At 66.9% G+C, this 25,919-nt stretch carries 31 protein-coding genes and 1 pseudogene; 22 read left to right on the forward strand and 10 right to left on the reverse strand.

The window, feature by feature from the left end:
- The 4 genes from moeA to JOF57_RS21445 are packed head-to-tail and all read left to right on the forward strand — an operon-like array spanning position 1 to position 5,027.
- Positions 1 to 1,188, forward strand: coding sequence for a molybdopterin molybdotransferase MoeA (gene moeA, locus JOF57_RS21430; protein WP_209923576.1), 1,188 nt, complete (start codon positions 1 to 3; stop codon positions 1,186 to 1,188).
- Between the two features lie 35 nt (positions 1,189 to 1,223).
- A complete protein-coding gene (locus JOF57_RS21435; RefSeq protein WP_209919793.1) occupies positions 1,224 to 1,925 on the forward strand; it encodes a phosphatidylserine decarboxylase in 702 nt (233 codons plus the stop codon).
- Positions 1,926 to 1,954: 29 nt separating this feature from the next.
- Positions 1,955 to 2,803 carry a CDP-diacylglycerol--serine O-phosphatidyltransferase gene (gene pssA, locus JOF57_RS21440; protein ID WP_209923578.1) on the forward strand — a complete coding sequence of 283 codons (849 nt, stop codon included), beginning with the start codon at positions 1,955 to 1,957 and terminating at the stop codon, positions 2,801 to 2,803.
- A gap of 1 nt (position 2,804) precedes the next feature.
- Entirely contained in the window at positions 2,805 to 5,027 is a 2,223-nt protein-coding gene (locus tag JOF57_RS21445; RefSeq protein WP_307870068.1) for an AAA family ATPase, read from the forward strand.
- A 16-nt stretch (positions 5,028 to 5,043) separates the two neighbouring features.
- Here JOF57_RS21445 and JOF57_RS31045 read toward each other — a convergent pair whose 3' ends face one another.
- Both JOF57_RS31045 and JOF57_RS31050 read right to left on the reverse strand, forming a co-directional pair.
- Positions 5,044 to 5,472 carry an SRPBCC family protein gene (locus JOF57_RS31045; protein ID WP_307870136.1) on the reverse strand — a complete coding sequence of 143 codons (429 nt, stop codon included), beginning with the start codon at positions 5,470 to 5,472 and terminating at the stop codon, positions 5,044 to 5,046.
- A 9-nt stretch (positions 5,473 to 5,481) separates the two neighbouring features.
- Positions 5,482 to 6,057, reverse strand: a pseudogene (locus JOF57_RS31050) (TetR/AcrR family transcriptional regulator); the annotation flags it as partial.
- A gap of 21 nt (positions 6,058 to 6,078) precedes the next feature.
- Here JOF57_RS31050 and JOF57_RS21455 point away from each other — a divergent pair.
- Genes JOF57_RS21455 through JOF57_RS21465 form a run of 3 tightly spaced genes read left to right on the forward strand, consistent with a single transcriptional unit; the run spans position 6,079 to position 7,469 of the window.
- Positions 6,079 to 6,468, forward strand: coding sequence for a hypothetical protein (locus JOF57_RS21455; protein ID WP_209919797.1), 390 nt, complete (start codon positions 6,079 to 6,081; stop codon positions 6,466 to 6,468).
- Complete coding sequence (locus JOF57_RS21460; RefSeq protein WP_209919799.1) at positions 6,465 to 6,959, forward strand: hypothetical protein; 495 nt, start codon at positions 6,465 to 6,467, stop codon at positions 6,957 to 6,959. Before JOF57_RS21455 ends, JOF57_RS21460 begins: the two co-directional genes overlap by 4 nt.
- 60 nt (positions 6,960 to 7,019) lie before the next feature.
- Positions 7,020 to 7,469: a DUF1707 domain-containing protein gene (locus JOF57_RS21465; protein WP_209919801.1), complete on the forward strand. Its 450-nt coding sequence runs from the start codon at positions 7,020 to 7,022 to the stop codon at positions 7,467 to 7,469.
- Here the strand turns inward: JOF57_RS21465 and JOF57_RS21470 are convergent.
- Positions 7,436 to 8,083 carry a response regulator gene (locus JOF57_RS21470; RefSeq protein WP_209919803.1) on the reverse strand — a complete coding sequence of 216 codons (648 nt, stop codon included), beginning with the start codon at positions 8,081 to 8,083 and terminating at the stop codon, positions 7,436 to 7,438. The two genes, JOF57_RS21465 and JOF57_RS21470, sit on opposite strands and share 34 nt — an antisense overlap.
- Positions 8,084 to 9,064, reverse strand: a complete 981-nt coding sequence (locus tag JOF57_RS21475) for a sensor histidine kinase (protein ID WP_209919805.1) — start codon at positions 9,062 to 9,064, stop codon at positions 8,084 to 8,086.
- A gap of 195 nt (positions 9,065 to 9,259) precedes the next feature.
- Here JOF57_RS21475 and JOF57_RS21480 point away from each other — a divergent pair, with 195 nt between their 5' ends.
- The 10 genes from JOF57_RS21480 (at position 9,260) to JOF57_RS21525 (ending at position 19,060) form a co-directional block, all read left to right on the forward strand.
- The gene (locus tag JOF57_RS21480; RefSeq protein WP_234938206.1) at positions 9,260 to 9,748 is read left to right on the forward strand and encodes a CBS domain-containing protein; all 489 of its coding nucleotides are present in this window, start codon (positions 9,260 to 9,262) and stop codon (positions 9,746 to 9,748) included.
- Between the two features lie 11 nt (positions 9,749 to 9,759).
- Positions 9,760 to 11,076, forward strand: a complete 1,317-nt coding sequence (locus JOF57_RS21485) for an ArsB/NhaD family transporter (protein ID WP_209919807.1) — start codon at positions 9,760 to 9,762, stop codon at positions 11,074 to 11,076.
- Between the two features lie 156 nt (positions 11,077 to 11,232).
- Positions 11,233 to 14,115, forward strand: a complete 2,883-nt coding sequence (locus tag JOF57_RS21490) for a Na+/H+ antiporter subunit A (RefSeq protein WP_209919809.1) — start codon at positions 11,233 to 11,235, stop codon at positions 14,113 to 14,115.
- Positions 14,112 to 14,588 (forward strand): Na(+)/H(+) antiporter subunit C, encoded by a 477-nt coding sequence (locus tag JOF57_RS21495; RefSeq protein ID WP_209919811.1) that lies wholly within the window; start codon positions 14,112 to 14,114, stop codon positions 14,586 to 14,588. The genes JOF57_RS21490 and JOF57_RS21495 overlap by 4 nt, the downstream gene beginning before the upstream one ends.
- Positions 14,585 to 16,186, forward strand: coding sequence for a Na+/H+ antiporter subunit D (locus JOF57_RS21500; protein ID WP_209919813.1), 1,602 nt, complete (start codon positions 14,585 to 14,587; stop codon positions 16,184 to 16,186). Before JOF57_RS21495 ends, JOF57_RS21500 begins: the two co-directional genes overlap by 4 nt.
- 26 nt (positions 16,187 to 16,212) lie before the next feature.
- Positions 16,213 to 16,755 (forward strand): Na+/H+ antiporter subunit E, encoded by a 543-nt coding sequence (locus JOF57_RS21505; protein WP_209923585.1) that lies wholly within the window; start codon positions 16,213 to 16,215, stop codon positions 16,753 to 16,755.
- A complete protein-coding gene (locus JOF57_RS21510) occupies positions 16,752 to 17,045 on the forward strand; it encodes a monovalent cation/H+ antiporter complex subunit F (protein WP_209919824.1) in 294 nt (97 codons plus the stop codon). The genes JOF57_RS21505 and JOF57_RS21510 overlap by 4 nt, the downstream gene beginning before the upstream one ends.
- Complete coding sequence (gene mnhG / locus JOF57_RS21515) at positions 17,042 to 17,395, forward strand: monovalent cation/H(+) antiporter subunit G (protein ID WP_209919826.1); 354 nt, start codon at positions 17,042 to 17,044, stop codon at positions 17,393 to 17,395. The genes JOF57_RS21510 and mnhG overlap by 4 nt, the downstream gene beginning before the upstream one ends.
- Complete coding sequence (locus JOF57_RS21520; protein WP_209919828.1) at positions 17,382 to 18,296, forward strand: SAM-dependent methyltransferase; 915 nt, start codon at positions 17,382 to 17,384, stop codon at positions 18,294 to 18,296. Before mnhG ends, JOF57_RS21520 begins: the two co-directional genes overlap by 14 nt.
- Complete coding sequence (locus JOF57_RS21525; RefSeq protein WP_209919830.1) at positions 18,293 to 19,060, forward strand: hypothetical protein; 768 nt, start codon at positions 18,293 to 18,295, stop codon at positions 19,058 to 19,060. The genes JOF57_RS21520 and JOF57_RS21525 overlap by 4 nt, the downstream gene beginning before the upstream one ends.
- 41 nt (positions 19,061 to 19,101) lie before the next feature.
- Here the strand turns inward: JOF57_RS21525 and JOF57_RS21530 are convergent, their stop codons facing one another.
- Complete coding sequence (locus JOF57_RS21530) at positions 19,102 to 19,728, reverse strand: LON peptidase substrate-binding domain-containing protein (protein WP_209919832.1); 627 nt, start codon at positions 19,726 to 19,728, stop codon at positions 19,102 to 19,104.
- A gap of 61 nt (positions 19,729 to 19,789) precedes the next feature.
- On the opposite strand from JOF57_RS21530, the gene JOF57_RS21535 reads away from it, so the two are divergent.
- Entirely contained in the window at positions 19,790 to 20,791 is a 1,002-nt protein-coding gene (locus JOF57_RS21535) for an Lrp/AsnC family transcriptional regulator (protein WP_209919834.1), read from the forward strand.
- Here the strand turns inward: JOF57_RS21535 and JOF57_RS21540 are convergent.
- The gene (locus JOF57_RS21540) at positions 20,769 to 20,936 is read right to left on the reverse strand and encodes a hypothetical protein (protein ID WP_209919836.1); all 168 of its coding nucleotides are present in this window, start codon (positions 20,934 to 20,936) and stop codon (positions 20,769 to 20,771) included. The two genes, JOF57_RS21535 and JOF57_RS21540, sit on opposite strands and share 23 nt — an antisense overlap.
- Between JOF57_RS21540 and JOF57_RS21545 the strand changes: the two genes are divergently transcribed.
- The 3 genes from JOF57_RS21545 (at position 20,911) to JOF57_RS21555 (ending at position 22,368) form a co-directional block, all read left to right on the forward strand.
- Positions 20,911 to 21,093 carry a hypothetical protein gene (locus JOF57_RS21545; RefSeq protein ID WP_209919838.1) on the forward strand — a complete coding sequence of 61 codons (183 nt, stop codon included), beginning with the start codon at positions 20,911 to 20,913 and terminating at the stop codon, positions 21,091 to 21,093. The genes JOF57_RS21540 and JOF57_RS21545 overlap by 26 nt on opposite strands.
- Positions 21,094 to 21,157: 64 nt before the next feature.
- Positions 21,158 to 21,481, forward strand: a complete 324-nt coding sequence (locus JOF57_RS21550; protein WP_209915717.1) for a transposase — start codon at positions 21,158 to 21,160, stop codon at positions 21,479 to 21,481.
- Positions 21,478 to 22,368, forward strand: coding sequence for an IS3 family transposase (locus tag JOF57_RS21555; RefSeq protein WP_209913100.1), 891 nt, complete (start codon positions 21,478 to 21,480; stop codon positions 22,366 to 22,368). The genes JOF57_RS21550 and JOF57_RS21555 overlap by 4 nt, the downstream gene beginning before the upstream one ends.
- A 146-nt stretch (positions 22,369 to 22,514) precedes the next feature.
- On the opposite strand, the gene JOF57_RS21560 is transcribed toward JOF57_RS21555, so the two are convergent.
- Genes JOF57_RS21560 through JOF57_RS21575 form a run of 4 tightly spaced genes read right to left on the reverse strand, consistent with a single transcriptional unit; the run spans position 22,515 to position 25,177 of the window.
- Positions 22,515 to 23,645, reverse strand: coding sequence for a glutamate--cysteine ligase (locus tag JOF57_RS21560; protein ID WP_209923587.1), 1,131 nt, complete (start codon positions 23,643 to 23,645; stop codon positions 22,515 to 22,517).
- A complete protein-coding gene (sodC, locus tag JOF57_RS21565) occupies positions 23,626 to 24,336 on the reverse strand; it encodes a superoxide dismutase[Cu-Zn] (RefSeq protein WP_209919840.1) in 711 nt (236 codons plus the stop codon). Before sodC ends, JOF57_RS21560 begins: the two co-directional genes overlap by 20 nt.
- A gap of 10 nt (positions 24,337 to 24,346) precedes the next feature.
- Positions 24,347 to 24,817, reverse strand: a complete 471-nt coding sequence (locus JOF57_RS21570) for a LytR C-terminal domain-containing protein (protein ID WP_209919842.1) — start codon at positions 24,815 to 24,817, stop codon at positions 24,347 to 24,349.
- A 48-nt stretch (positions 24,818 to 24,865) separates the two neighbouring features.
- Positions 24,866 to 25,177 carry a nucleoid-associated protein NapA gene (locus tag JOF57_RS21575; RefSeq protein WP_163664965.1) on the reverse strand — a complete coding sequence of 104 codons (312 nt, stop codon included), beginning with the start codon at positions 25,175 to 25,177 and terminating at the stop codon, positions 24,866 to 24,868.
- A 138-nt stretch (positions 25,178 to 25,315) separates the two neighbouring features.
- On the opposite strand from JOF57_RS21575, the gene JOF57_RS21580 reads away from it, so the two are divergent.
- Positions 25,316 to 25,909 (forward strand): peptide deformylase, encoded by a 594-nt coding sequence (locus JOF57_RS21580; protein WP_209919844.1) that lies wholly within the window; start codon positions 25,316 to 25,318, stop codon positions 25,907 to 25,909.
- Positions 25,910 to 25,919: the final 10 nt, after the last annotated feature.

A 25,919-nucleotide genomic window follows, 5' to 3' on the forward strand; every position in this document is an offset into this window, starting at 1 on the left:
ATGCGGACCGTCGAAGAACACCAGCTGGTGGTCGCCGGGCTGATCAAAGCCCGTGCACCACAGGATCTTCCGCTGAACGACACCCTCGGCCTGGTGCTGGCCGCCGATGTCGTCGCCCCGCTGTCACTGCCGGGCTTCGACAACTCCGCGATGGACGGCTACGCCGTCGTCGCCGAGGATGTGGCCTCAGCCACCGAGGACAACCCCGTGCAACTGCCGGTCGCCGAGGACATCCCGGCCGGACGCACCGACCCGCTGACGCTGCAGCCCGGCACGGCGCACCGCATCATGACCGGGGCGCCCCTGCCGTCCGGTGCGACGGCGGTGGTTCCGGTCGAGGCGACCGACGGCGCGACGGACACCGTGACGATCCGCGCGGCCTCCCGGAGTGGGCAGCACATCCGGCGCGCCGGTGAGGACGTCACAGCGGGCACCACCGTGCTGCGCGCCGGTCAGGTGATCACCCCGGCTGCGCTCGGGCTGGCCGCGGCACTCGGGCTGGCCACGCTGCCGGTGGTGCCGCGGCAGCGCGTCACGGTGATGTCCACCGGCACCGAGCTGGTGGCGCCCGGCACCGAACTGCTGCCCGGACAGATCTATGAGTCGAATGCGGTGATGCTGGCCGCGGCGGTCCGCGATGCCGGCGCCGAGGCGACCATCGCCCCGATGTCCACCGACGACGTCGATACCTTCCGTACCGCGCTGGCCGCGCATGCCGGCGATGCGGATCTGATCATCACTACCGGCGGCGTCAGCGCCGGCGCGTACGAGGTGGTCAAGGATTCGCTGTCGGATCAGGTGGATTTCGTCAAGGTCGCGATGCAGCCCGGCATGCCGCAGGGCGCGGGCACGGTCGACGGGGTTCCGATCATCACGCTGCCCGGCAACCCGGTCAGCGCGCTGGTGTCTTTCGAGGTGTTCGTCCACTCGCCGCTGCGTGCCGCGATGGGCCACGCCGAACCGGATCGGCCGCGGCGCACGGCGCAGTTGACCGAGGACCTGACCTCGCCGCGCGGAAAACGGCAGTTCCGGCGCGGTGTGCTGACCGGCGATTCCGTCACTAGCTACGGTCCCCCGGCCTCACATCACCTGCGCTGGCTCGCTTCGGCGAACTGTCTGTTGGAGATCGCAGAGGACGTCACCGAACTCTCGGCCGGGTCGACGGTTCCCGTGTGGGACCTGAGCTAGCAATTCCGTCACCGAGCGCACGTAGAATCCTCCCGATGGCCAGACGCCCCGATCTCCAGCAGTCCGGACCAGAACGCCTCGTGGCGCTGGTGCGATCCAGTGTTCCGCCGATGCATTCAGCGGGGTTGCCGTTCGTCGGCGCCAGCCTCGCTGTCGCGGCCGTCGGCCGCAAGCATCGTTGGGTACGCCGCGCCGGCCTGCTCGCCGCCGGCGCCAACGCCGCGTTCTTCCGCCATCCGGCCCGGGTGGCTCCCACCCGCCCCGGTGTGGTGGTCGCCCCCGCCGACGGCCTGGTGTGCCTGATCGAGGACGCTGTCCCGCCGGCCGAGTTGGGGTTGCCCGACACCCCGCTGCCGCGGGTCAGCATCTTCTTGTCGGTGCTCGATGCGCACGTGCAGCGGGCGCCGATCGGCGGTGACGTGGTGGCCGTGCAGCACCGCCCCGGCCGTTTCCACTCGGCCGAGCTCGAGGCCGCCAGCGAGGACAACGAACGCAACAGCGTCGTCATCCGTACCCCCGAGGGCACCGAGGTGATCGCCGTGCAGATCGCCGGGCTGATCGCCCGGCGCATCGTGTGCAACGCGCACGTCGGCGACAAGCTCGCCATCGGCGAGACCTACGGCCTGATCCGGTTCGGGTCCCGGCTGGACACCTATCTCCCGGCCGGTTCTAAGCTGCTCGTCACCCCGGGGCAGCGGACGCTGGCCGGAGAAACCGTCCTGGCGGAGTTGCCGTGATCAAGCCCCGGATGAGGCCCCCGTCGTTGATGAAGGGCCGCATGAAACCACCGCCGTTCTCGGTGCGGATGCTGCCGAGCGCGATGACGGTGGCCGCCATCTGTCTGGGCTTGTCGGCGGTCAAGATGGCGCTCGACAACCGGCCCACCGAGGCGATGGCGTTTCTGGCGGTCGCGGCGATCCTCGATGGGCTGGACGGCCGGGTGGCCCGGATGCTCAACGCCACCTCCAAGATGGGCGAGGAGATCGACTCGCTGGCCGATGCGGTGAATTTCGGTGTGGCACCGGCATTGATCGTTTACGGCACCATGCTGTCGCATTCCCGTATCGGCTGGATCGTGGTGCTGCTGTACGCGGTGTGCATCGTGTTGCGGCTTGCGCGGTTCAATGCGCTGCTCGACGTGGACCAGCCCGCGTACGAGAAGGAGTACTTCGTCGGCATGCCCGCCCCGGCGGGTGCCATCGGCGCGATCGGTCTGTTGGCCGCCAAGATGCAGTTCGGCGAGGGCTGGTGGACCAGCGAGTGGGCGGTGTCAATCTGGATGATCGGCGTCTCGCTCCTGGTGGTCAGCCGGATCCCGATGCGCAAGATTCACACGTTCTCGGTGCCGCCGAACATGGTGGCGCCCTTGCTGGCACTGGTCGCCATCGGTGTGGCGGCATCGGTGTTCTACGGCTACATCGTCATCATGGTGATCATCGTGGCCTACGTGATCCAGATTCCGTTCGCGATACGCACCAAGAAGTGGGTAGCCAGCCACCCGGAGTCCTGGGACGACAAGCCGCAGCAGCGCCGTGCCGCCCGCCGCGCGACGCGGCGGGCCCAGCCGCACCGGCGTTCGATGGCACGCCTGGGGTTACGGAAGCCGGGCCGCTGACGTGTCGCAGATCGAGGTGGACGACGAACCAGCACTCGGACATCTGCGCCTGACTGCGCGGCTGAACACCTCGGCGCTCGACTCACGTCGCGGGGTGGTCCGGCTGCATCCCGAGGCGATCGCCGCCCTCGGAATCCGCGAGTGGGATGCCGTGTCACTTACCGGATCCCGCACTACTGCCGCCGTCGTCGGCGTTGCCCCCCGCGGCACCCCGACCGGGACCGCCCTGCTCGACGACGTGACGCTGTCCAACGCCGGGGTGCGGGAGAACACCACGGTGATCGTGGCGCCGGTGACGGTGTACGGCGCCCGCGCGGTCACGGTGACCGGGTCCAAGCTGGCGACCGAATCGATCTCATCGGCGACGCTGCGCCAGGCGCTGCTGGGCAAGGTGATGACGGTCGGCGACACGGTGTCGCTGCTGCCCCGCGATCTAGGTCCGGGCACCTCGACGTCGGCGGCCACTGCGGCGCTGGGCTCTTCGGTGGGCATCACCTGGACCTCGGAACTGCTGACGGTGACCGGTGTCGATCCGGCCGGACCGGTGAGCATTCAACCGAATTCGGTGGTGTCGTGGGGGTCGGGCCTCGAGGGCGACTTGCCCGGGCCGTCGGATTCAACCGGCGCACACACGGTCAGCCCTGCCCGGGCCGAGCCTGCTGTCAGCTTCGACGATCTGAAGGGTTCCCACACCCAGGCCGGCAAGCTCACCGAATGGCTCAAGCTGTCACTCGATGAACCCCAGCTCCTCGAAACCCTGGGTGCGGCACCGAATCTCGGCGTCCTGGTGACCGGTCCGGCCGGTGTCGGCAAGGCCACCATGGTGCGGACGGTGTGTGCCGAGCGGCGGCTGGTGGAGCTCGATGGCCCGGAAGTGGGGGCGCTGGCCGCCGACGACCGGCTGAGTCGCGTGTCCGCTGCGGTCGCTACCGTGCGCGACGACGGCGGCGTCCTGCTGATCTCCGATGTCGACGCACTGTTGCCGGCCGCCCCCGCCGACCGGACTCCCGAACCGGTCGCCGCCCTGATCATCGGTGAGCTGCGTGAGGCCGTCGCCACCCGCGGCGTGGCGTTCGTCGCGACGTCGGCGGTGCCCGTCGGGGTGGATCCCCGGCTGCGGGCGCCGGATCTGTGCGACCGCGAGCTCGCCCTGACGCTGCCCGATGGCGCCACCCGCAAGGCCCTGCTGGAGGTGCTGCTGCGGGGAGTTCCGTCCGCTGAGCTGAATCTCGGCGAGATTGCCGACCGCACACCGGGCTTCGTGGTTGCCGACCTGGCCGCCGTGGTTCGTGAGGGCGCTCTGCGGGCTGCTTCGCGGGCCAGCGCCGACGGCAACGAGCCGGTGCTGTGGCAGGAGGATCTGACCGGGGCGTTGACGGTGATCCGCCCGCTGTCGAGGTCGGCGTCCCGGGAGGTGTCGGTCGGCTCGGTGACGCTCGACGACGTCGGCGACATGGTCGAGACCAAACAGGCACTCACCGAGGCGGTGTTGTGGCCGCTGCAGCATCCGGATACGTTCCAGCGCCTCGGTGTGGAACCCCCACGCGGTGTGCTGTTGTACGGTCCGCCCGGTTGCGGCAAGACCTTCGTGGTGCGGGCCCTGGCCAGCTCGGGGAAGCTCTCCGTGCACGCGGTCAAAGGTGCTGAGCTGATGGACAAATGGGTCGGCTCGTCGGAGAAGGCCGTGCGTGAGCTGTTCGCCCGGGCCAGGGATTCGGCACCGTCGCTGGTGTTTCTCGATGAGATCGATGCGCTGGCTCCGCGACGTGGGCAGAGTTTCGATTCCGGGGTGACCGACCGCGTGGTGGCTGCCCTGCTGACCGAACTCGACGGTATCGAACCGATGCGCGACGTGGTGGTGTTGGGCGCGACCAACCGTCCCGACCTCATCGACCCCGCGCTGCTGCGGCCGGGCCGGCTGGAGCGGCTGGTGTTCGTCGAACCGCCCGATGCCGAAGCGCGTCGCGAGATTCTGCGTACCGCAGGAAAATCCATCCCGCTGGCCCCTGACGTCGATCTCGATGCCCTGGCTTCCGAGTTGGACGGCTACAGTGCGGCCGACTGTGTGGCGCTGCTGCGGGAGGCGGCCTTGACGGCGATGCGCCGCTCGATCGATGCGGCCGACGTCACCGCGGCCGATGTCGCCAAAGCGCGCGAGACCGTGCGGCCATCATTGGATGCGGAGCAGGTGGCATCGTTGCGGGAGTTCGCCGCCGGGCGGTGAAATTATCGGCCGACCGCTAGGTCTCGGCGAGTGCGGCCAATCGGTCGATCGACGCCTGCAGCTTGTCCGCGGTGGTGGCGCGGGCCCGGACGAGGCGCTTCTGGTCGGTCAGCTGTGACCAGTCGTAGGTGTGGGTGACCAGAGTTCGGTTGTCGCCCAACGGTTCCAGCTCCCAGCGCCACAGGTGACCGGGCGGCTCTTTACCGACCTCCGACGGCCGCCAGGCGATACGCCGGCTTTCCTCGAACTCGACGATGCGGTTCTCGCGGTCGCCACCTTGCTTGATCGTCATGGTGAAGATGTCTCCGACCGCGCGGACCCGCTGTCCGGTCGGAGCCTCGGCCAGATTCTCATTGCCGTCCCAGCGGGGCTGCTGGGCTGGGTCGGCAATCAACTCGAAGATGACCTCCGCCGGCGCGTCGACCTCCCGGCTGGCTGCAACGATCGTGTTCACGCTCAACAGCTTACGGATGGAATCAGCCAGGTCTTCTTCCATCCATACCGGCAGCTCGGCGTCGTTGGCGTGCCGCCGCACCATCGCATAGGGCAGGTCGACGACGGCTCGCGACATGGCATCCATAGTGCGGGCGTCGTCGTTGCCGTAGATACCGCGGGCCAGTTCGCGTAGCCGCTCGATCAGTGGCGCGTTCATCGTCGCCAGCGTCGCGGTGAATTCTGCGTCGGGTGCGCCGTCGAGCAGGTCGCTGGGCCGGATGGTCAGCAGAAACCGGGCGTCCTCGGGCACCTCACGGGCGAAGCCCACCGCAGCGACACCCATCGCCACCGCCGCCTCCACCACGCCGTCCCCGGTCGCCGCCATCGCGCGGGATTGAAACCGCTCCAGCGCCCGCAGCCAGGCCGCCGTCAGGACCCCATTGCGATTGCCGAACCGGTGATACAGCGTGCCCGCCGGAGCCCCACTGACCTTGGCAATTGCTGCAACGCTTGCGGCCCTTGGCCCTTCGGCGAGCACCAGCTCCCGCGTCGCATCCAAAATCGCGTCGGTTTCATGCTTCCGCGGAGGCGCCATGATCTAGTACAGTCCTTCTATATGGAACGCTTACCCTATATCGACGAGCATGCCATAACCGTCGACGCCGACGCCGCCACGACATGGGCCGCCGTCCTGCGCACGTTGTGCGGCGACCCGGCCGAACCGCGCGCCCCGTTCGGGTTCGCCATCGGCGAGCGCACGCCGCGCCAACGCCTGGTCCTCAAGGGCCGCCACCCCTTCTCGATCTACGAGTGGATCTTCGAACTGGACGAGCTCGGCCCGCATCGCACCCGGGTGCGGTCACAAACCTGGGCGGCCTTCCCAGGCATCCACGGAAAGATCTACCGCGCACTGGTGATCGGTTCGGGCGGCCACGCGATCGCGGTCCGTCAGACACTCAAACGCATTGCCGGACACTTGCGTCCACGGCCAAGCGTGACGGCGTGATCCTGAACTGGGGCGCGACCGCCGACGAACGCGCCGCGCCGCTGGCCTGCGACACACTGACCCCAAACGCCGCGATATCAGCAGACCGCGCGATCACCATCGACGCCCCGCCGGCGACCGTGTTCGGCTGGCTGTGCCAGCTGCGCATCGCCCCCTACAGCTACGACCTCCTCGACAATTTCGGCCGACGCAGTCCGCGCACCCGCGACCCGGAGCTGACCCAGCTCCACACCGGCCAACGTTTCATGCAGATCTTCACGCTGCACTCGTTCGCCAGAGACGAGCACATCACGCTGCAATCCGGGAACGTCGCCGTCACCTACGCCGTTCATGACCACGCCGAGAACACCCGATTGCACGTGCGAGTCCGCTTCGGCGGCCCGCGCATCATCAGCTGGGCCCTGGCACTGGGCGACCTGGTGATGATGCGCAAACAGCTGCTCACCCTGCGTGAGTTGGCCGAACAAGAGACCACCACATCAATATCTTGACGGTGACAAGTTCCGGTGGCATAGTTCAACTTGTCATTGACTAGATTCACGGGAGTTGAGATGGCCGACACTGCCCTACACACCGTTGAAACCGCCCGCGCCGGCGACCGGGAACGCGCACGAACCGCGAATGACCTCGGCCAGGCACTCACCCAGGGCTACCTGACGATGCCCGAGTACGAGGATCGTCTGCAGTCGACATTCCAGGCGCAGACCGCCGACGAGCTGCGCCGACTGGTTGCCGACCTTCCCGTCAGCCGACTACGGCGTCACGATCCCCGCCGGCACGCCGCCCAGCAGCGGGCCGCCCGGCTGAGCGTCAAGATCCACCTGGCGGCCTATGTCGCAGGCTCACTCCTGATGCTCGGCATCTGGCTGGCCGTCGGGTTCGGCGGTGGTGGCTGGTACTTCTGGCCGGTCTGGCCCATCATGGGCTGGGGCATCGGCGTTGCGTCCCATGCCATTCCGATCTTGACTCACGGTTCGATGAGCCCGGCACGGATCGCATAGCGCGTCAGCGCCAGCCGGTCCCGCAGGCCGAGTTTGGCCAGGATGTTGGTCCGGTGCCGGTCAACGGTCTTGGCGCTGATCGTCAGCGTCGCCGCGATCTCCCGGGTCGAGTAGCCCTCGGCGATCAGCTTGAGCACCTCCTCCTCGCGCGGCGTGAGGATGGTGTCCGGCAACTCACCGCCCTGCCGTGACCGGTGCAGGTAATCGCGGATCAGGGCCGTCACCGCGCCCGCGTAGAGGAACGGCTCCCCCCGCATGGTCGCCCGGCATGCCTCGAGCAGATCGCGGTCGGCCACCGACTTCAGCACGTAGCCCGATGCCCCGGCCTTGAGCGCCTCGAAGAAGTACTGCTCGTTGTCGTACATCGACAGGATGAGGATCCGCACGTTCGGATGGGTTCGGTTGATCTCCCGCGCGGCCTGCAGACCCGTCATCCGTGGCATGGCGATATCGAGGATCGCCAGGTCCACCGGGGTCGTTTCCAGAGCGGTCAGCGCCTCGGACCCGTCGGCGGCCTCGGCCACCACCTGCAGATCGGATTCGGCATCGATGATCATCCGCAGCCCGCTGCGGACCAGCGCGTGATCGTCGGCGAGCAGGATGCGAGCCACCATTCAGGTGCCCCGTACCGGAATCACCAGCCGCACTTCGGTGCCGCCGTCCTGCGGTGAGCTGATGCTCAACGTGGCATTCACCAGCAGCGCCCGCTCACGCATTCCGTTGATGCCCGCCCCCTCCCGCATCGGTTCGGTGGCGATACCGCCGTGGCCGTCGTCGGCAACCCGCAGCGTGAGTTCACCTTCTCCGGTGTGCAGATCCACCCATACCTTTCGGGCGCCGGAGTGTCGCGCCACATTGGTCAGGCCCTCCTGGGCGATCCGATAGCACACCAGCTCGACGTCAGGCTTCAACCGGACCGATTGCGGTGCAATGTGTTTGACCACCGCGATACCGGATGCCTGGGCAAAGTCGTTGCACAGGGCGTTCAGCGCACTGTGCAAACCGAGGTCCTCCAGCGCATCCGGGCGCAGCCGTCGCGCGATGTCCCGTACCTCGTCGAGGCTGGCCCGCACGATCTCCTGGGCATCGGCGAGTTCGGCCTGAATGAATTCCGGGGACCGGTCGACGGCGCGCTTGAGCGTCAGCAGCGCGACGGTCAGGGTCTGTCCGATCTCATCGTGCAATTCCCGTGCGATGCGCTGACGTTCATTCTCCTGAGCGGCCAGCGCCGACGCGCTGGCGGTGGTGCGTTCGTTCTCCAGCCGATCGAGCATGGCGTTGAACGATTCGATCAGGTGCTGGAGATCGCCGCTGCCACGGTCGTCGACCCGGTCGCTGCGCTTGGGCGGATCGACTCGCCGCATTGACGCGGCGAGCCGATCCAATGGGGCAAGACTGGATCTCAGGAGTAGCGCGTTGGCTGTGAGGATAATCGCCAAACCTACGACCAAAACTGGGATTTCGGTGAGTCTTATCCGTGAGGACACCGAGGCCGGGGACAGCGCGAGGATCAGGGTGCCCAGCGTGAAGATCAACCCGTTGATCAGGAACACCCGACGGAACAACGCGGCCGCCGGGGAGCGCGCCGGTTTCACCCCACCAGCGTGACCTGCGACCAGTGCTGTTGTCCATACAGGCAACACCCCCCGCCGAATGGGTGTCAGCCCCGATGGTCACCGGCGCGCCAGTCACACACACTGGCAGCCACCACCGGAGCCGAGACGACATCGGACCGCCAGCTCGCACCGGCATTGCGCACAGCCGTCCCGATTGATCGGAGAACGAGGACGATGACACTAGCGACGCATTGGAACGAGCTCATGCAGGCACATGAAATCGCCGCCCACCTACCGACGGTACGGATCGATGACCCGGTCTCGAAAGCCGTCCAGCTGATGGTGGTCAACCGGCTTCCGGGCCTGGTGGTGGTCGACGATGACGACCGTCCGGTGGCGGTGCTGCCGGGGACTCAGGTGTTGCGTCTGGCGATTCCCGAGTCCTACCAGGATGACCCCGCATTGGTTCGCACTGTCGACGAGATTCACGCCGACCTGTTCTGGCACGGACCGGGCAAGCTCACGGTCGGTGACTGTCTCCCGGGGCCTGCAACCAAGCCGGCAACCGTGACGCCCGACGCGACATTGTTGGAGATCGCCACGGTGATGGCCAACAGGCGCAGCCCACTGATCGCCGTCGTCGACCGCAGCGGACGGCTCACCGGAGCAGTCACGCTCGAGCGGCTACTGACCAGCCTCGCGGTCTCCGGTCCCGGCGACTGATCGCTCGGGCCATGTTGGCTACTGGCCTGCTCCCCGTCGCTTCGCTCGCCCCCTTCCTGGCGCTGACGATCTTCGTCGTCGCCTTCTGGTTCATCGCCACCGAGAGAGCCGACAAGGTCAAGACCGTCCTGGTCGCCGCCGGCCTGATGGCCCTGCTCGGGTTGATCCCCGGCGCCGAGGTGTTCCACTCCGAACACCAGGGCATCGACTGGAACGTCATCTTCCTGCTGCTCGGGATGATGGTGATCGTCGGCGTCATCAAACAGACCGGGCTTTTCGACTTCCTCGCGATCTGGGCCGCCAAGCGTTCTCGCGGCAATCCGTTCCGGCTGATGGTCATGTTGATGGCCATCACGGCGTTCGCCTCGCCGGTGCTCGACAACGTGACCATCATCCTGCTGATCGCACCGGTGACCCTGGTGATCTGCGACCGGCTGCGCATCGCACCGCAGCCCTATCTGATCGCGGAGGTGCTGGCCTCCAACATCGGGGGCGCCGCCACCCTGATCGGGGATCCGCCGAACATCATCATCGGCAGCCGCGCGGGCCTGACATTCAACGACTTCCTGGTCCACATGGCGCCGATCGTCATCATCATCTTCGCCCTGTTCGTGCTGTTCACCCGGTTCCTGTTCCGCAAGGACCTGCGTGCCGACCAGATGCACGTCGATGAGGTGATGGCCCTGCAGGAACGCCGCGCCATCAAGGACAAACGCCTGCTGATCCGTTCGCTGCTGGTGCTCAACGTGGTGATCGTCGGGTTCGCACTCCATTCGGTGTTGCAGGTGGCGCCGTCCATCGTGGCGCTGCTGGGGGCCGGGGCGATGCTGCTGGTCACCGACATCGACGTGGCCGAGGTGCTGCCCGAGGTGGAGTGGCCCACGCTGGTCTTCTTCATGGGCCTGTTCGTGATGGTCGCCGGGTTGGTCCACACCGGGGTCATCGGTGCGCTCGGCTCAGTGGCCGAATCGGCATTCGGTGACAACTGGTTCGGCGCGGCCACGGCGCTGTTGTTCGGCTCATCGGTGGTCGGCGCCTTTGTCGACAACATTCCCTACACCGCGACGATGACGCCGGTGGTGGAGAACATGGTGGCGCAGGCCCCGGACGCACAGACCGGCCAGGCGCTGTGGTGGGCGTTCGCACTCGGCGCCTGCTTCAGCGGCAACGGCACCGCCATTGCGGCCAGTGCCAATGTGGTGGCCATCGGCATCGCCAAGCGGGCCGGGCATCCGATCAGCTTCTGGCGGTTCACCCGCTACGGCATCGTGGTCACTGCCCTCAGTACCGCCCTGGCCTGGGTGTATGTCTGGCTGCGGTACTTCTGAGTGCGCACCTCCATAGCGCGCCGAGCCTCTGCAGGCTGACGGTCGCCACAACGGCCCACGTAGAATGCGCGAAAAGCCATGACCACTCATGCCGATGCTCTTCGCGAAAGCGCTCATCGGTAACCGACACCCCGACCCCAACCCGATCGGAGTGCCATGCTTGCCGTTCTGCTCGCCCACGCGGTCGCCACCGCGCTGGCGCCGCTTCTGGTGGCCAAATGGGGACGGATGGCGTTCTATCCGCTGGCACTCGTCCCGTTGGGCTCGCTGGTCTGGGTCGCCCTGAACTGGCCCACCGATGAGCGGGTCCCCACCGTGAACATCCCGTGGGTCGACGGGTTGTCGATGGACATCACGCTGCGCTTCGACTCCCTCGCGGCGATCATGAGTGTGCTGGTCCTCGCGGTAGGTGCTGTCGTGATTTTCTATTGCGGCGAGTACTTCCACCACCACGACGGCCGGATCGAGAAACGGCTGCCCAGCTTCGCGGCCGAGCTGGTCGCTTTTTCCGGGTCCATGTTCGGCCTGGTGATCAGCGACAACATGCTGATTCTCTACATCTTCTGGGAAACCACGACGGTCCTGTCGTTCCTGCTCGTGGGCCACTACGCCGAGCGGGCCACCAGTCGCCGGGCCGCCACCCAGGCCCTGTTGGTCACCACGTTCGGCGGCCTGGCCATGCTGGTCGGCATCGTCGTGCTGGGAAACATGGCCGGCACCTACCTGCTGTCCGAGTTGATCGCCGCTCCCCCGACCGGGACGGCCGCCGCGGTCGGGGTGGCGCTGGTCCTCGTCGGCGCCCTGTCGAAATCGGCCATCGTGCCGCTCCACTTCTGGCTGCCGGGCGCCATGGCCGCGCCCACCCCGGTGAGCGCCTATCTGCACGCCGCAGCCATGGTGAAGGCCGGGGTCTACCTGGTGGCCCGAATGACGCCCGGGTTTGCCGACACCTCGTTCTGGCGTCCCATGGTGGTGGGCCTGGGCCTGACAACCATGATCCTGGCCGGTTGGCGTGCGGTACGCGAATACGACCTGAAACTGATCCTGGCGTTCGGCACGGTGAGCCAGTTGGGCCTGATCACCGTGATGGTCGGCGCGGGTGGCAGCGACATGATGCTGGCCGGGCTGGCCATGTTGTGCGCGCACGCGATGTTCAAGGCGGCGCTGTTCATGGTGGTCGGCGTGATCGACCACGCCACCGGCACCCGCGACATCCGCAGGCTGGCCGGGCTGGGCCGCCACCACCGGCCGTTGTTCGCCATCGCGGTCGGGGCCACCGCGAGCATGGCGGCCCTGCCCCCGTTCTTCGGGTTCATCGCCAAGGAGGCCGACCTGGAGACGGTGGCGCACAGCCCCGCTCTCGGTGCCGCCGCACCATATGTGTTGGCCTGCATCGTGATCGGCTCGGTGTTCACCACCATTTACAGCCTGCGGTTCCTGTGGGGCGCATTCGCCGCCAAGGGAGAGTCGCAACCCAGCACTCGAGTTGCCGAAATGCACCGTCCCTCAGCCACTTTCCTGGCCGCACCGGCCCTCCTAGCCATCGCCGGCCTGGCCTTCGGCTTGTGGCCCGCCGGAATAGACGCGGTGCTGGACGAATACGCCAACACCCTGCCCGGCGGGTCGGGCTACCACCTGGCACTGTGGCACGGGCCGGGTCTTCCGCTCCTGCTCTCGGCCGTCGTGCTGACGATCGGTACCGCCGTGTTCTTCGCGCGGAACCGGTTGCCCCGGGCCCGGTTCTCCTACCAGCCGCTGGGCAACGCCGACCGTATGTACGACGCCACCATCCGGGGCCTGGACGTACTTTCGCTGCGGCTGACCGGGTCGACGCAGCGAGGCTCGCTGCCGGCCACGCAATCGGTGATCCTGTGCACGCTCGTCGCGTTGCCGGTCGCGACGTTGGTCCTCGGCCCCCGCGACCGGCCGGGTTTCGCGCTGTGGGATTCGCCGCTGGTCGTGGTGGTCGGGTTGCTGATGCTGGCTGCCGCGATCGGCGCGACGATGATGCGCAACCGTCTGGCCGCGGTGCTGTTGGTCGGTGTGACCGGCTACGGATGCGGCGCGATCTTCGCCTTCCACGGCGCACCTGATCTGGCACTGACCCAATTCCTCGTCGAGACACTGGTTTTGGTGATCTTCGTGCTGGTGCTGCGGACGCTGCCGGCCGAGTCCGACGCCGCCAAGATCAACAGCCACCGCATTCCGCGGGCACTGCTGGCCCTGGCGGTCGGCGCCGCCGTCACCACCCTGACCGTCTACGCGATGGCTGCCCGCACCGGCGCGGGCATCGCCGAGCTGCTGCCGGATGCCGCCTACTACCGCGGGCACGGCGCCAACACTGTCAACGTGCTGTTGGTCGACATCCGGGCCTGGGACACCATGGGCGAGATCATGGTGCTGCTCGTCGCCGCGACCGGCGTGGCTTCACTGGTGTTCCGGCACCGCCGGTTCGGCGCTGCCCCCCGGATGAGCACGGCCGCCGGGCAGCCAGACATCGGACCGGTCGGCGCCTACAGCCCGGCGATCGGCGACGTCACCTGGCTGCGCGGCTCGGAAATGCGCGATCCGCGGTACCGGTCGCTGGTGCTGGAAGTCGCCACCCGCATGATCTTCCCGCTCATCATGGTGCTGTCGGCCTACTTCTTCTTCGCCGGGCACAACACGCCCGGCGGCGGATTCGCCGGCGGGCTCACCGCCGGCCTGGCGCTGGTGTTGCGTTATCTGGCCGGCGGGCGTTACGAGCTCGGCGAGACGCTGCCGCTGGATGCGGGCAAGATCCTGGGCACCGGGCTGGGACTGTCCGCGGGGACGGCCGTCGCCTCGATCCTGCTGGGTGCGCCCGCACTGTCCTCGGCGGTGCTGCAGTTCGACATTCCGGTGTTCGGCCACGTCAAGCTCGTGACCGCGCTGTTCTTCGACCTCGGTGTGTACCTCATCGTGGTCGGTCTGGTGCTCGACGTGCTGCGCAGCCTCGGTGCGCGGGTGGACGTGGAAACGGCCGGTGCTCCCGCAACCTCGAAGGTGGTGGCGCGATGACGGCCGTCCTGATTCCGCTGATCCTCATCGGCGGTCTGACCAGCGCCGGGGTGTACCTGCTGCTCGAGCGCAACCTGACCCGAATGCTGTTGGGCCTGTTGTTGGTCGGCAACGCGGTCAACCTGCTGATTCTGACCGTCGGCGGGGCAGGCGGCAATCCGCCGATCCGCGGGCGCACCAGCAATGGCGCCACCACCACGGCTGACCCGCTGGCACAGGGCATGATCTTGACGGCAATCGTCATCAGCATGGGCATCGCGGCGTTCGTCCTGGCGCTGGCGTACCGGTCCTACCGACTGACCACCGTCGAAGAGGTCAGCAACGACCCCGAGGACACCCGCGTCTCGCAGCAGCGCGACGCCGACGATCTCGAATCAGGCACTGGCGCCGAGATTCCCCAGGCCGACATCGGCCGCGACACCGACGCACCCGACGAACTCGATGCGCTGCCCGGATTCGAGGGTTCGAAATGACCGCCCAGGCGTTGATCCCGTTGCCGGTACTGATCCCGGCGCTGGCCGCGGCCCTCACACTCGTCGCCGGTCGTCGTCCGCAGTTGCAGCGGCTCATCACCCAGCTCGCGCTGGTCGCCGTCGTCGCGGTGTGTGCGGCGCTGGTCTATCTGGCCGACCGCGACGGCACCATGGTGTTGCATGTCGGCGGCTGGGGGCAGACCGTGCCGGGCATGGGGCCGCTGGGCATCACCCTCGTCGTCGACCGACTCTCGGCCCTGATGCTGCTGGTGTCGGCGATCGTGCTGTTGGCGGTGGTCGCCTACGCCATCGGGCAGGGCATCCGGGACGGCGACGAACGCCAACCCGTGTCGATCTTCATGCCCACCTACCTGGTGCTGTCGGCCGGTGTCTGCACGGCGTTCCTGGCCGGGGACCTCTTCAACCTGTTCGTCGGTTTCGAGGTGTTGCTGTCCGCGAGCTTCGTGCTGCTGACCATCGGTGCCAGTGAGGAACGGGTCCGGGCCGGCATCTCGTACGTGATGGTGTCGATGGTGTCGTCGCTGATCTTCCTGATCGGTATCGCCCTGGTGTACGCCGCCACCGGCACACTGAACCTGGCGGAGCTGGCCCTGCGCCTCGACGATGTGCCCGCCGGCACCCGCAATGCGCTGTTCTCGGTGCTGCTGGTGGCGTTCGGCATCAAGGCGGCGGTGTTCCCGCTGTCGACGTGGCTGCCCGACTCGTACCCGACGGCGCCGGCACCGGTGACTGCGGTGTTCGCCGGTTTGCTGACGAAAGTCGGCGTGTACGCGATCATCCGGGCCCACGCGTTGTTGTTCCCCGGTGGCAGCCTCGACGCGGTACTGCTGGTGGCCGGTCTGCTGACGATGGTCATCGGCATCCTGGGTGCCATCGCACAGAGTGACATCAAGCGGTTGCTGTCGTTCACGTTGGTCAGCCACATCGGCTACATGGTGTTCGGGGTCGCGCTGGGAAACCAGCTGGGAATGGCCGGTGCGATCTATTACGTCGCCCACCACATCATCGTGCAGACCACGCTGTTCCTGGTGGTCGGACTGATCGAACGTCAGGCCGGGGCGTCCACCTTGAACCGGCTCGGTGGGCTGGCCGCGGCCAGCCCGGTGCTGGCGTTCGTGTTCGTCGTCCCGGCACTCAATCTGGGTGGTATCCCGCCGTTCTCGGGCTTCATCGGCAAGGTGGCGCTGATGGAGGCCGGCGCCGAGAACGGGTCGGCGCTGGCGTGGACGCTGGTCGCCGGCGGCGTCGTCACCAGCCTCCTGACGCTGTACGTGGTGGCCCGGGTGTGGACGAAGGCGTTCTGGCGGGCCCGGGCCGACGCTCCCGAAGGACACCTGGCCGGGGCGGCGCCTGCGGTGCTGCTCGACGACATCGAGGACATCGAGTACGCCGACCGCGACAGTGTGGGACGGATGCCCGCGGGCATGTTGGTGCCGACGGCTGCGCTGATCGCCGTGGGATTGGCGCTGACCGTCGCCGCCGCACCGATCTTCGCCTACACCGAACGCTCGGCCGCCGAGGTGCTCGACCGGGGACAGTATGTCTCGGCGGTCCTGGGAGGCACCGGACACCGATGAGCGCTCGAGCGAAGAAGAGACCGCAGCTGAGACATCTCGCGCTGCGGACCTGGCTGTTGTTGTTCCTGATGTTGGTCTGGGTTCTGTTGTGGGGCCATGTCACGGTCGCCAACGTGGCCAGCGGGCTGATCGTCGCGGTGGTTATCACCGTGCTGTTGCCGTTACCCTCGGTGCCCGTCGAAGGCAGGCTCCATCCGCTGTCACTGCTGAAACTTGTTGTGCTGGTGGCCTATTACCTTCTGCTGTCTTCGTATCAGGTGGCCTGGATGGCGATCCGGCCGGGCCCGCCACCACTGGTGGCGGTCCTGCGCGCAAACGTGCCCGCGCTGAAATCGGATCTGGTTCTGGCCCTGGCCGTCAACATCTTCAACGTGATTCCGGGATCGATCGTGCTGGAGATCGACCAGGCCCGCCGGATTCTCTACATCCACGTCATTGATGTCGGATCGGAGCGCACGGTGCAGCGGTTCTACCGTCAGGTCGAGCAGGTCCAGCGGATGCTGGTGGCGGCCTTCGAGCGGGAGAGCGATTGGAAGCCGTCGGCCGAGCGGGAGGCGGGCCACACATGACCACTGTCTGGATCATTGCCGCAGTCATGCTGACTGCCGCGGCCACCATCACGATGTTTCGCGTGCTGGCCGGGCCCAGCACGCTGGACCGACTGGTCGCCCTGGACACCCTGATCGCCGTGACGATGTGCGGCATCGGCACCTGGGCGGCCTTCAGTCTCGACACCACGGTCACCTACAGCCTGACCGCGCTGGCATTGATCAGCTTCGTCGGATCGGTGAGCGTGGCCCGGTTCCGCGTGCCCGACCGCGACGACCCGCGGCCACGGCTACGGCGGGGGCAGCGATGAACGTCCTCGACATCGTGACCGCAGTGCTGATCCTCTCCGGGTCGTTTCTGTCGTTGACGGCAGCCATCGGAGTGGTCCGATTTCCCGACACCCTGTCCCGCATGCACGCGGCTACCAAACCGCAGGTACTCGGCCTGCTGCTGGTGCTGGCGGGTGCGGCGATCCGACTGCGCGGCAACGCCGATATCGGCATGGTGATCCTCACCGGGTTGTTCACCTTGATCACCGCACCGGTGATCGCCAATCGCGTCGGACAGTTGGCGTATCAGGAGCAGAACATTCGCGATGATCTGCTGACCCGCGATGAGATGGCCGAGTTCGGGGAGACTGACAGCGATGACCAGAACTGACGACGACAGCTGGGATATCACCGAGAGTGTGGGTGCCACCGCACTCGGGGTGGCAATGGCACGCGCCGAGGAAACCGCCTCGGAATCCCCGTTGTTCACCGACCCGTGTGCGCAGCTGTTTCTCGATGCCGCGGCGGCTCAGGGTTGGCGTCCGCCTGCGGGCGCGATGGCCCAGCGGATCCGCGCCATCGGTAATTACGCCGCTTCCCGAACCAAGTGGTTCGACGAGTTCTTCATCGCGGCAGGCGCGGCGGGTATCCGCCAGTCGGTGATCCTGGCGGCCGGGCTGGATGCCCGGGCCTGGCGGTTGCCCTGGCTCCACGACAGTGTGGTGTTCGAGATCGACCAGCCGCAGGTGCTGCAGTTCAAGGAGGAGGTCCTGGCCGCGCATCGGGTAGCGCCGAAGGCCAGGCATGTCGCGGTGCCGATCGATCTGCGTCAGGATTGGCCGCAAGCTTTGCAGGACGCGGGTTTCGATGCCACTGAGCCGACGGCATGGTCGGTCGAGGGCTTGCTGCCCTACCTGCCCGCCGAGGCGCAGGACCTGCTGTTCGAGCGCATCACCGAACTGTCGGCGCGGGACAGCCGGATCGCCGTCGAGGCCTTCGGTGACGGGTTCTTCTCCGAAGAGCACCTGGCACGCCGCCGTGAGCGCATCGAACAGATGCGGGCCCAGGCCGCCGAGGCGGGCGACGACATGCCGGACCCGGAACAATTGTGGTTCATCGAGGACCGCACCTACGTCCCCGACTGGCTCGCCGAACACCGCTGGGACGCGTCGGCGCTACCTGCCGATGACCTGATGGCGCGCTATCACCGGTCCTTGCCCGCCGACACCACCGAGGGCACCATGTCCACCGAGTTCGTCGAAGGGGTTCTGACCGAGACATATTCGCGGTGAACGAGATTCGGCAGCCGGAGAATTGGAAGAACCGGACTGCCCTGATCGTCATGGCTTTCGTGATGATCGGCGGGATGGGCGTGTACTGCGTCGCCATCACGCTCAGCGCACTGGAGGGCGACGACGATGTCTACGCCTTGATCGCCGCCGGTTTCGCCGTCACCGTCTGGGGCACGCTGCTGGGCAGCGCGCTCGGCTTCGTGGGGACGACCAGGTTGCGCGGGGTATCGACGGAGGCCGGCACCACGCTTGAGACCAGCCCCGCGGGGCGGTGGTGCATGGGGATCACCGCGATCAGTTTCTTGCTCACCTCGGTGCTCTACCTCGTCTGCGCGCGGGAGCGAGACGACCTGCCTTTCATGAATCCCGAGAGCCCGGGAGATGCCATCACGATCATGGCGGTGCTCCTGATCATCACGGTGATCGGCATCGGGTGGTTCCTCGTGAAGGGCCGAGCGGCAAGTCTGTGTGTCGGCCCGGACAGCATCACCTATGTCGATGGCTCACGCTCACATCGTGAGTTCTGGGACGACATCGTCGATATCACCGATGTCCCACCGCATCGCAACTCGCGGCGGCCCATCTGCCTCATCCGGAAGGACCATCGGCCGGTCGTCGTCGAGAACGCGAACATCTACGCTCCCGGCGGCGCTGCCCTGTATTGGATGGTGCGCCATTATTGGCTGCATCCGGAGCGCCGAATGGAACTCACCGACGGCCGCGCGCTGGAGCGGCTCGAAAGCGTCGACTTCGTTCCCGAATAGCACGTCGGCCCCGACGCCCGCATCACACCGCCGGATCGCGGTTACTCCGAGAGCTGGAACTCCACCATCGCGGTGACGGTGTCGACGGCCTCGCTGAGCACCTCGACACGGGCCGCCTCTGACGGCGCGGCCAGCAGTGAATAGCGGTCGGCCTGTCCCATGGGCAGCCGAGCGGCCAAGGCGTACAAGCGGTTCTCCGGGTCGATGCCGGCGGACTCCACGATCTCGCGGCTGCGGATCGGCGTGCCGCGGGCCTCCCCGATCAGGTCGAGCAATGCCACCATCCGGTCTTCGACGTCGCTGATGCGGGCGGTGTCTGCCGGCTCACCCGCTTCATCGGGCCAGAGTTCGATCTGGGCGCGCGGGTATGGGTCGTCGTCGAGCCAGCGCTGCACCCGAATTCGCTCACCCATCACGCACAACAGCCGGTACTTGCCGATCCCCAACTCCTGGCAGTCCACGATCTTGGCCAAGGCCCCGACGTCGCACCGGCGGTCACCGCCGCCCACCTCGCGACCGGCCGAGATCAACACCGCCCCGAATGACGGCTCCGGGGTGGCCATGCAGTCGCCCACCATCGCGACATAGCGCGGTTCGAAGATCCGCAGCGGCAGCTCCTGACCGGGCAGCATCGCCACTTCGAGAGGAAACATCGGTGAGACCGTCATGGGGCCAGAATCGTCCTCGCCTGCGGTTTGGTCAATGCGCACCAGCCGGTAACCTCGGATGATGCCACCGTCAGCGGAGCTTGCGAGCGCCCGCACGCTGCTGTCCGATCCGGGCTACACCGACCTCGACGAGGTCGACCGCCAGTTGATCGAACTACTTCAGGCCGACGGCCGCATTCCCTACGCCGAGCTGGGTCGCCGGGCAGACATCACCGAAAAGACTGCGCGGCGCCGTGTTTCGCGATTGTTGAGCGAGGGGTACATGACGGTCGCCGCCGTCACCGATCCGGCCGTCCTCGGTTTCAACGCGCTGGGCGTGGCACTGCTGACCATCGACGGATCGCGCACCCCGCTCGAGCTCGCCGCCGCGATCGCCGAGTTGCCCGAAGCGGATTACGTGACAGCCACGACGGGACCGTACGGGGTGGTGGCGGAGTTGGTCTGCACCGACGCCCGGGAACTTCATGATGTGGCCTTCGGCCGTATCGCCACACTGCCGGGGGTGCGCTCGGTGGAACTGCTCCCCTACCTGCGGCTGCACTATCAGCAGGCCCGGCTGTCCGGTGAGCTCCTTGACGGCGCGGTGCGGCCGCGTCCGCTCGATGACGTCGACCGGGCGATCCTCGCCCGGCTCGCCGTCGACGGCCGGGCCGCTTTCCGCGACTTCGCTTCCGCACTGGGCTTGTCCGAGACCACCATCCGTTCGCGCTACAGCCGGATGGTGGACACGGGCGCGGCCCGGGTGATGTGCATCGCCCACCCGCTGCGCCTCGGTTACCGCCACAGCAGCTGGGTGGCGATCCGCACCGACGGCCGGGCCGGCGCCCAGCGGGTCGCCGAGGCCCTGACCCGCCTGGAGCCGGTGTCGTATGTGGCGCTGACCGCGGGTCGGTGGGATGTCCTGGCCGAGGTGGTGACCGCCTGTGACGAGCATCTGCTCACCGTGCTCGATGACAACATCCGCGGCCTCGAAGGGGTCACTGCGATGCAGGCCTGGCCTTATATCGCGGTGTACTACAAGGCAATTCACCCCAGGGAAATCAGCCCGGAACCTTCTTGTTGATCGCCTCGACCACGGTCGCATCCCGATCGCCCAGTACGCACATGGCTCCGATGAATGACGTCCACAGGAACGGATTCTTCTTCATCCCCGCGTAGCCGTTCGCCGCCAGCAGTTCGACCATGCCGAGCTGGGTCGCCTCGTCCATCGACGCGTACTCCTGGCACGTCGTCGACATGCCGTTGGGCGGTGGGGTGCTCGCCCCGCCCCTGGCCCCGGGGCGCGGGATGACCGGGGATGAGGGCGCCGCCGTGTTGGTGGGCCGCTTGGTGGTGGGCCGCTTCGTGGTCGTCGTGGTGGAGTGAGGTTCCCCAGAAGTAGTGGACATCTGAGATAGCGGGACGGTGGTCCCCTTGGAAGGATGTTCGTATGTCTGGTCGTCGGCGTTCGTTTACCCCGGAGTACCGGGTGGAGGCCGCGCATCGGGTGATCGATTCGAATCGGCCGGTGGCTGAGGTTGCCCTGGAGCTGAATCTGCATGAGAACCTGCTGCATAAGTGGGTGAGCCAGGAGCGGCGACGGATGGCCGCCGCCGAAGGCGGCGGGGTTGCCGATCCTGGTGATGGGCAATCGCTTTCACCGGATGAACGTGCTGAGTTGGTACGGCTGCGGGTGAAGGTCACCGAGCAGGCAAAGGACATCGCGTTCCTGGAAAAAGCCTCGGCGTACTTTGCGGGCAAGCATCTAAAGTGAGCCGGTTTGAGCTCATGGCCGCAGAGTGCGCCTCCCACGACGTGACCCGCATGGCCCAGCTGCTGGGGGTGTCCACCTCGGGCTACTACAAGCATCGGTACCGGCTGTCGGCCAGTGAGCCGACGCCACGGGTCCAACGACGCCGGGATCTGGAAGTCAAGATCTTGACCCACCACAAGGACTCCGGCGGCACCTACGGCTCGCCGCGGATCACCGCTGATCTGCACGACGCCGGAGAACGGGTATCGGTCAACACCGTCGCAACGATCATGGCCGACCTGGGCATCGAGGGCATCAGCCCACGCACCTTCAAAACGACCACGGTCGTCGATCCTTGTGCGTCGTTCCCGCCTGATCTGGTCGGCCGCCGGTTTGACCAGGGTCGTATAGATGCGGTGTGGTCCTCCGACATCACCTACCTGAGCTGCGGGGAAGGCGACATGTACCTGTGCGCGATCCGCGATGAGCATTCGCGCCGCGTCTTGGGCTGGGCGGTCGATGACCACATGCGCACCGGGTTGGTGACCACCGCGGTGGATCGGGCGGTGTTCACCCGCGGCGGCCACGTCAAGGGCGTCATACTGCAATCGGACCGCGGCACCCAGTACACCTCCCACGATATGGCTGCCGCAGCCAGCGCCCACGGGCTGCGGCGCTCTATGGGTGCCACCGGCATCTGCTGGGATAACGCCGGCGCGGAGGCGCTGTGGTCGACGTTCAAACATGAGTACTACTACCGGCACACTTTCGCCACAATGGCTGAATTGATTGCAGCAGTTGACAATTGGATGCGATTCTACAATCATCAACGTCGGCATTCAGCGATCGGAATGCGCTCACCCATCACCTACGAGCGCAGCCTGAATGTCACCCTGGAAGCAAGCTAACCGCGTCCACTTTTCCTGGGGAACCCCAGAGATGCCGGTCTGGTCGGGATCACCCATCGGTGTTCCGGCGGTGATGGTGCTGCAACCAGAAAGAGTGAAGCCGGCCACGACGATCCCGGCCACGATCCGTCGCATAGCTTTCATCCTCACAGTTGGAGTTCGCCGACCAGGGCGTCGACGACCTCGCGCAGGTCGCCGTCGTTCTCCTCGGCCACGCGACGCTGCCGTTGATAGGAACCGCCGCGGCGGTAGATGTCGGTCACCGAGGCCAACTCGTCGGTGCATCCCAATGACTTGGCTACCGGCTCAAGGCGATTCAGGAGTTCGTCGAGATCCTCGGTGACCAGCCGTTCGTTGCTGTCCGAGTCGAGGATGATCACGGCGTCCAGCCCGTAGCGGGCGGCGCGCCACTTGTTCTCCTGCACATGCCACGGCGGCATGGTCGGCAACTGCTCACCCGCGTCGAGCCGGCGATCCAGGTCGACGATGAGGCAGTGGGTCAACGCGACCAGCGCACCGAGTTCACGCACATTCGACACTCCGTCGAAGATCCGCACCTCGATGGTGCCCAGGTGCGGTGACGGCCGGATGTCCCAACGAATCTCGTTGAGGTGGTCGATGATGCCGGTCTTCTTCTGATCGTGGACGAATCCCTCGAACTCGGACCAGGCCTGGAATTGGAACGGCAGGCCGGCGGTGGGCAACTGCTGAAACATCATCGACCGGTTGCTCGCATATCCGGTGTCCTCGCCCTCCCAGAACGGTGAGGACGCCGAGAGTGCCAGCAGATGCGGGTACTGGTTGAGCAGTGAGGAGATGATCGGCATCACCTTGTGGGCCGAGGAGATCCCGACGTGCACATGCACGCCCCAGATCAGCATCTGCCGCCCCCACCACTGGGTGCGCTTGATCAGCTCGGCATACCGCGGCGCATCGGTCAGCTGTTGCGCCGACCATTTCGCGAACGGATGGGTGCCCGCGCAGAACAGCTCCATGCCGCGGTCGTGCACGATCTTGCGGACGGGGCCGAGGGTGCTGCGCAGGTCATCCATCGCCTCACCGGTGTTCTCACAGATTCCGGTGACGATCTCGATGGTGTTGCGCAGCAACTCCTTGTGCACGTGCGGGGTCTCGCCGACCTCGGCGATCACCTCGGCGGCGCCATTGCTCAGATCACGGGTGTCGGCGTCGACGAGAGCGAACTCCCACTCGACGCCGACGGTGGGCCGGGGTGACCCGGCGAAATCGATGCGGCTGTCAGCCTGCGCCGATAACACCGCACGCCACCCGGCTTCCGGCATCGCCGGTGGCCATGGTCGCCTGATCGGGGCCGGGGGCTCCGCCGATGACCTGCTGGTACTTCTCCGGCGGGATGTTGGCGAAGTTGTCCGACTTCTCGTGGATCATGATCGCGGTCTTGGTGCCGGCCAACAGGTCCTCGGCGGTGAACGCGTCGGTGGTGGTCACCAACTTGCCCGAGCCGTCGGCACGGATCTGCAGCGAGCTCAGGTCACCGCTGGCGGGATGCCCGGTGTGTCCGGGCACCTGGAAATGGCCTCCGGCGGAGTTGAAGTCGCCGGGTGCGCCGCCGGTCGGGGACACCGAGTTGGCCTCACACTTGCCGACCGAGTGCAGGTGCAGACCGTGGAATCCGGGAGACAGCTTGCCCGGGGTGGTGGTCTCGACCGTCACGGTCGCGAAGCCGTCGGCGAACTGGAAGTCGGCGGTTGCCACGGCCGTGCCGTCGACGGTCTTGAGCTCTGCGGTCAGGGTCTCGCCACCGGTGGGGCCCGGCGCACCGGGCCCGTTGCCGTGCGCACCGGGAGCGGCCGACGGCGAGGGCGATCCGGTCCAGATCGCCGGAGTGGTACCGGGCGTGTCGGAGGGCACCTGGCCGGGAGGGCTGCAGGCGCTCAACGCGACAACAGGGGCAGCGAACAGGACGGCAACACTGACGGGCTTCAGCATGGCCCAAAGCCTAGCCGGTGACGACCACGATCACGCCCGGTGGTTGCTCGAGAAGTTCGGGGCGTCGGGGTTCGACGGGTGCCTGGATCGCCTTGCCCACAGCTTCGGCGGCTTCCTTCTCGCCCGGAGTCTCACCGAAGAACACCGTGGTGCCGGCGACGCCTTCGAGCGTCAGGTTGCCGGTGTCGGTGACATTCCAGTGCGCCTCGCGCAGACGGTTGGCCGTGGTCTCGGCCGCACCTGCGACCTCGGAGATGTTGTACACCCGCACGTCGGCCTTGACCTCGGGGGCGGGTGCGGCCTTTGCCGATGTCTTCGTGGTGGCCGTCGCGGACGTGGTGGACACGGACGACGACTGATCCGCTGAGTCGTCGTCGGAGCCGAGCGCCTGTAAACCGACCAGCAGGAATACGACCCCGAGGAACAACAGCACCATCACCATGGCCCGCACGGGCAACCCGGAGGAGTCTCGCTGATTCATCGGCACCACTGTATCGAGCGAACCGCCCGATCCCTCACCCCGTGACCTTTAGGTGGTGATATCGAAGCCGAGCCGCCGCGCAGCACGCGCCTTCTGACGGCTTGCCCGCAGCCGACGCAGCCGCTTCACCAGCATCGGGTCGGCGGCCAGCGCCTCGGGGCGGTCCACCAACGCATTGAGCACCTGGTAGTACCGCGTGGCTGACATCGAGAAGAGCTCTTTGATCGCGTCTTCCTTGCTGCCGGCGTACTTCCACCACTGGCGTTCGAAGCCCAAAATATCGTGCTCGCGCCGGGTGAGCCCGTCACCCAGGTCAGAGTCGTCCCCGGATTGCTCAGTCCGCGCCATGGCGCCGTCCATATTGCTCCTTGGACCCTTCCGACACGTGAGAAATAACATCGCTGTGGTTCGGCGATTATTCAACCACGGCTTGCTGGGTTGAGCTGACACATAAACCCGCGAGTCGGGTGTGAAGGATTGCCACCTTAAACTTCCCGCATGGCCGTTGTACCGATTTGCATCGTCGGGGATCCCGTTCTGCACACACCGACCGAGCCGGTGCCCGTCGGCCCGGACGGCTCGCTGCCCGCGGATCTGCCCGAACTCATCCAGACCATGTTCGAGACCATGGACGCCGCGAACGGGGTTGGCTTGGCCGCCAACCAGATCGGTGTATCCAAGCGGTTGTTCGTCTACGACTGCGCCCCGACACGCGGCCAGGTGACGCGGCGTCGCGGAGTCGTCATCAACCCGGTGCTGGAGACCTCCGAGATCCCCGAGACGATGCCGGACCCCGATGACGACGAGGAAGGCTGCCTGTCCGTGCCGGGCGAGAATTTCCCGACCGGCCGGGCCGACTGGGCACGGGTCACGGGCCTCGATGCCGACGGTTCCCCGGTCACTCTCGAGGGCACCGACTTGTTTGCCCGGATGCTGCAGCACGAAACCGGGCACCTCGACGGATTCCTCTACATCGACCGCCTCGTGGGCCGGCACGCTCGGGCCGCGAAGAAGACCGTCAAGCGCAACGGTTGGGGTGTTCCAGGCCTGTCCTGGATGCCCGGCGAGGATCCCGACCCGTTCGGCCACTGATGCCGCGCAC

Source organism: Mycolicibacterium lutetiense (assembly GCF_017876775.1).
Taxonomy (GTDB): domain Bacteria; phylum Actinomycetota; class Actinomycetes; order Mycobacteriales; family Mycobacteriaceae; genus Mycobacterium; species Mycobacterium lutetiense.

Bases quoted from the DNA above. Each gene is read 5' to 3' on its own strand.
- moeA (WP_209923576.1), top strand. From the start codon at position 1: ATGCGGACCGTCGAAGAACACCAGCTGGTGGTCGCCGGGCTGATCAAA.
- JOF57_RS21435 (WP_209919793.1), top strand. From the start codon at position 1,224: ATGGCCAGACGCCCCGATCTCCAGCAGTCCGGACCAGAACGCCTCGTG.
- pssA (WP_209923578.1), top strand. From the start codon at position 1,955: ATGAAGGGCCGCATGAAACCACCGCCGTTCTCGGTGCGGATGCTGCCG.
- JOF57_RS21455 (WP_209919797.1), top strand. From the start codon at position 6,079: ATGGAACGCTTACCCTATATCGACGAGCATGCCATAACCGTCGACGCC.
- JOF57_RS21465 (WP_209919801.1), top strand. From the start codon at position 7,020: ATGGCCGACACTGCCCTACACACCGTTGAAACCGCCCGCGCCGGCGAC.
- JOF57_RS21470 (WP_209919803.1), bottom strand. From the start codon at position 8,083: ATGGTGGCTCGCATCCTGCTCGCCGACGATCACGCGCTGGTCCGCAGC.
- JOF57_RS21480 (WP_234938206.1), top strand. From the start codon at position 9,260: ATGACACTAGCGACGCATTGGAACGAGCTCATGCAGGCACATGAAATC.
- JOF57_RS21485 (WP_209919807.1), top strand. From the start codon at position 9,760: ATGTTGGCTACTGGCCTGCTCCCCGTCGCTTCGCTCGCCCCCTTCCTG.
- JOF57_RS21490 (WP_209919809.1), top strand. From the start codon at position 11,233: ATGCTTGCCGTTCTGCTCGCCCACGCGGTCGCCACCGCGCTGGCGCCG.
- JOF57_RS21495 (WP_209919811.1), top strand. From the start codon at position 14,112: ATGACGGCCGTCCTGATTCCGCTGATCCTCATCGGCGGTCTGACCAGC.
- JOF57_RS21500 (WP_209919813.1), top strand. From the start codon at position 14,585: ATGACCGCCCAGGCGTTGATCCCGTTGCCGGTACTGATCCCGGCGCTG.
- JOF57_RS21510 (WP_209919824.1), top strand. From the start codon at position 16,752: ATGACCACTGTCTGGATCATTGCCGCAGTCATGCTGACTGCCGCGGCC.
- mnhG (WP_209919826.1), top strand. From the start codon at position 17,042: ATGAACGTCCTCGACATCGTGACCGCAGTGCTGATCCTCTCCGGGTCG.
- JOF57_RS21520 (WP_209919828.1), top strand. From the start codon at position 17,382: ATGACCAGAACTGACGACGACAGCTGGGATATCACCGAGAGTGTGGGT.
- JOF57_RS21530 (WP_209919832.1), bottom strand. From the start codon at position 19,728: ATGACGGTCTCACCGATGTTTCCTCTCGAAGTGGCGATGCTGCCCGGT.
- JOF57_RS21535 (WP_209919834.1), top strand. From the start codon at position 19,790: ATGCCACCGTCAGCGGAGCTTGCGAGCGCCCGCACGCTGCTGTCCGAT.
- JOF57_RS21545 (WP_209919838.1), top strand. From the start codon at position 20,911: ATGCCGAGCTGGGTCGCCTCGTCCATCGACGCGTACTCCTGGCACGTC.
- JOF57_RS21540 (WP_209919836.1), bottom strand. From the start codon at position 20,936: ATGGACGAGGCGACCCAGCTCGGCATGGTCGAACTGCTGGCGGCGAAC.
- JOF57_RS21550 (WP_209915717.1), top strand. From the start codon at position 21,158: ATGTCTGGTCGTCGGCGTTCGTTTACCCCGGAGTACCGGGTGGAGGCC.
- sodC (WP_209919840.1), bottom strand. From the start codon at position 24,336: ATGCTGAAGCCCGTCAGTGTTGCCGTCCTGTTCGCTGCCCCTGTTGTC.
- JOF57_RS21570 (WP_209919842.1), bottom strand. From the start codon at position 24,817: ATGAATCAGCGAGACTCCTCCGGGTTGCCCGTGCGGGCCATGGTGATG.
- JOF57_RS21575 (WP_163664965.1), bottom strand. From the start codon at position 25,177: ATGGACGGCGCCATGGCGCGGACTGAGCAATCCGGGGACGACTCTGAC.
- JOF57_RS21580 (WP_209919844.1), top strand. From the start codon at position 25,316: ATGGCCGTTGTACCGATTTGCATCGTCGGGGATCCCGTTCTGCACACA.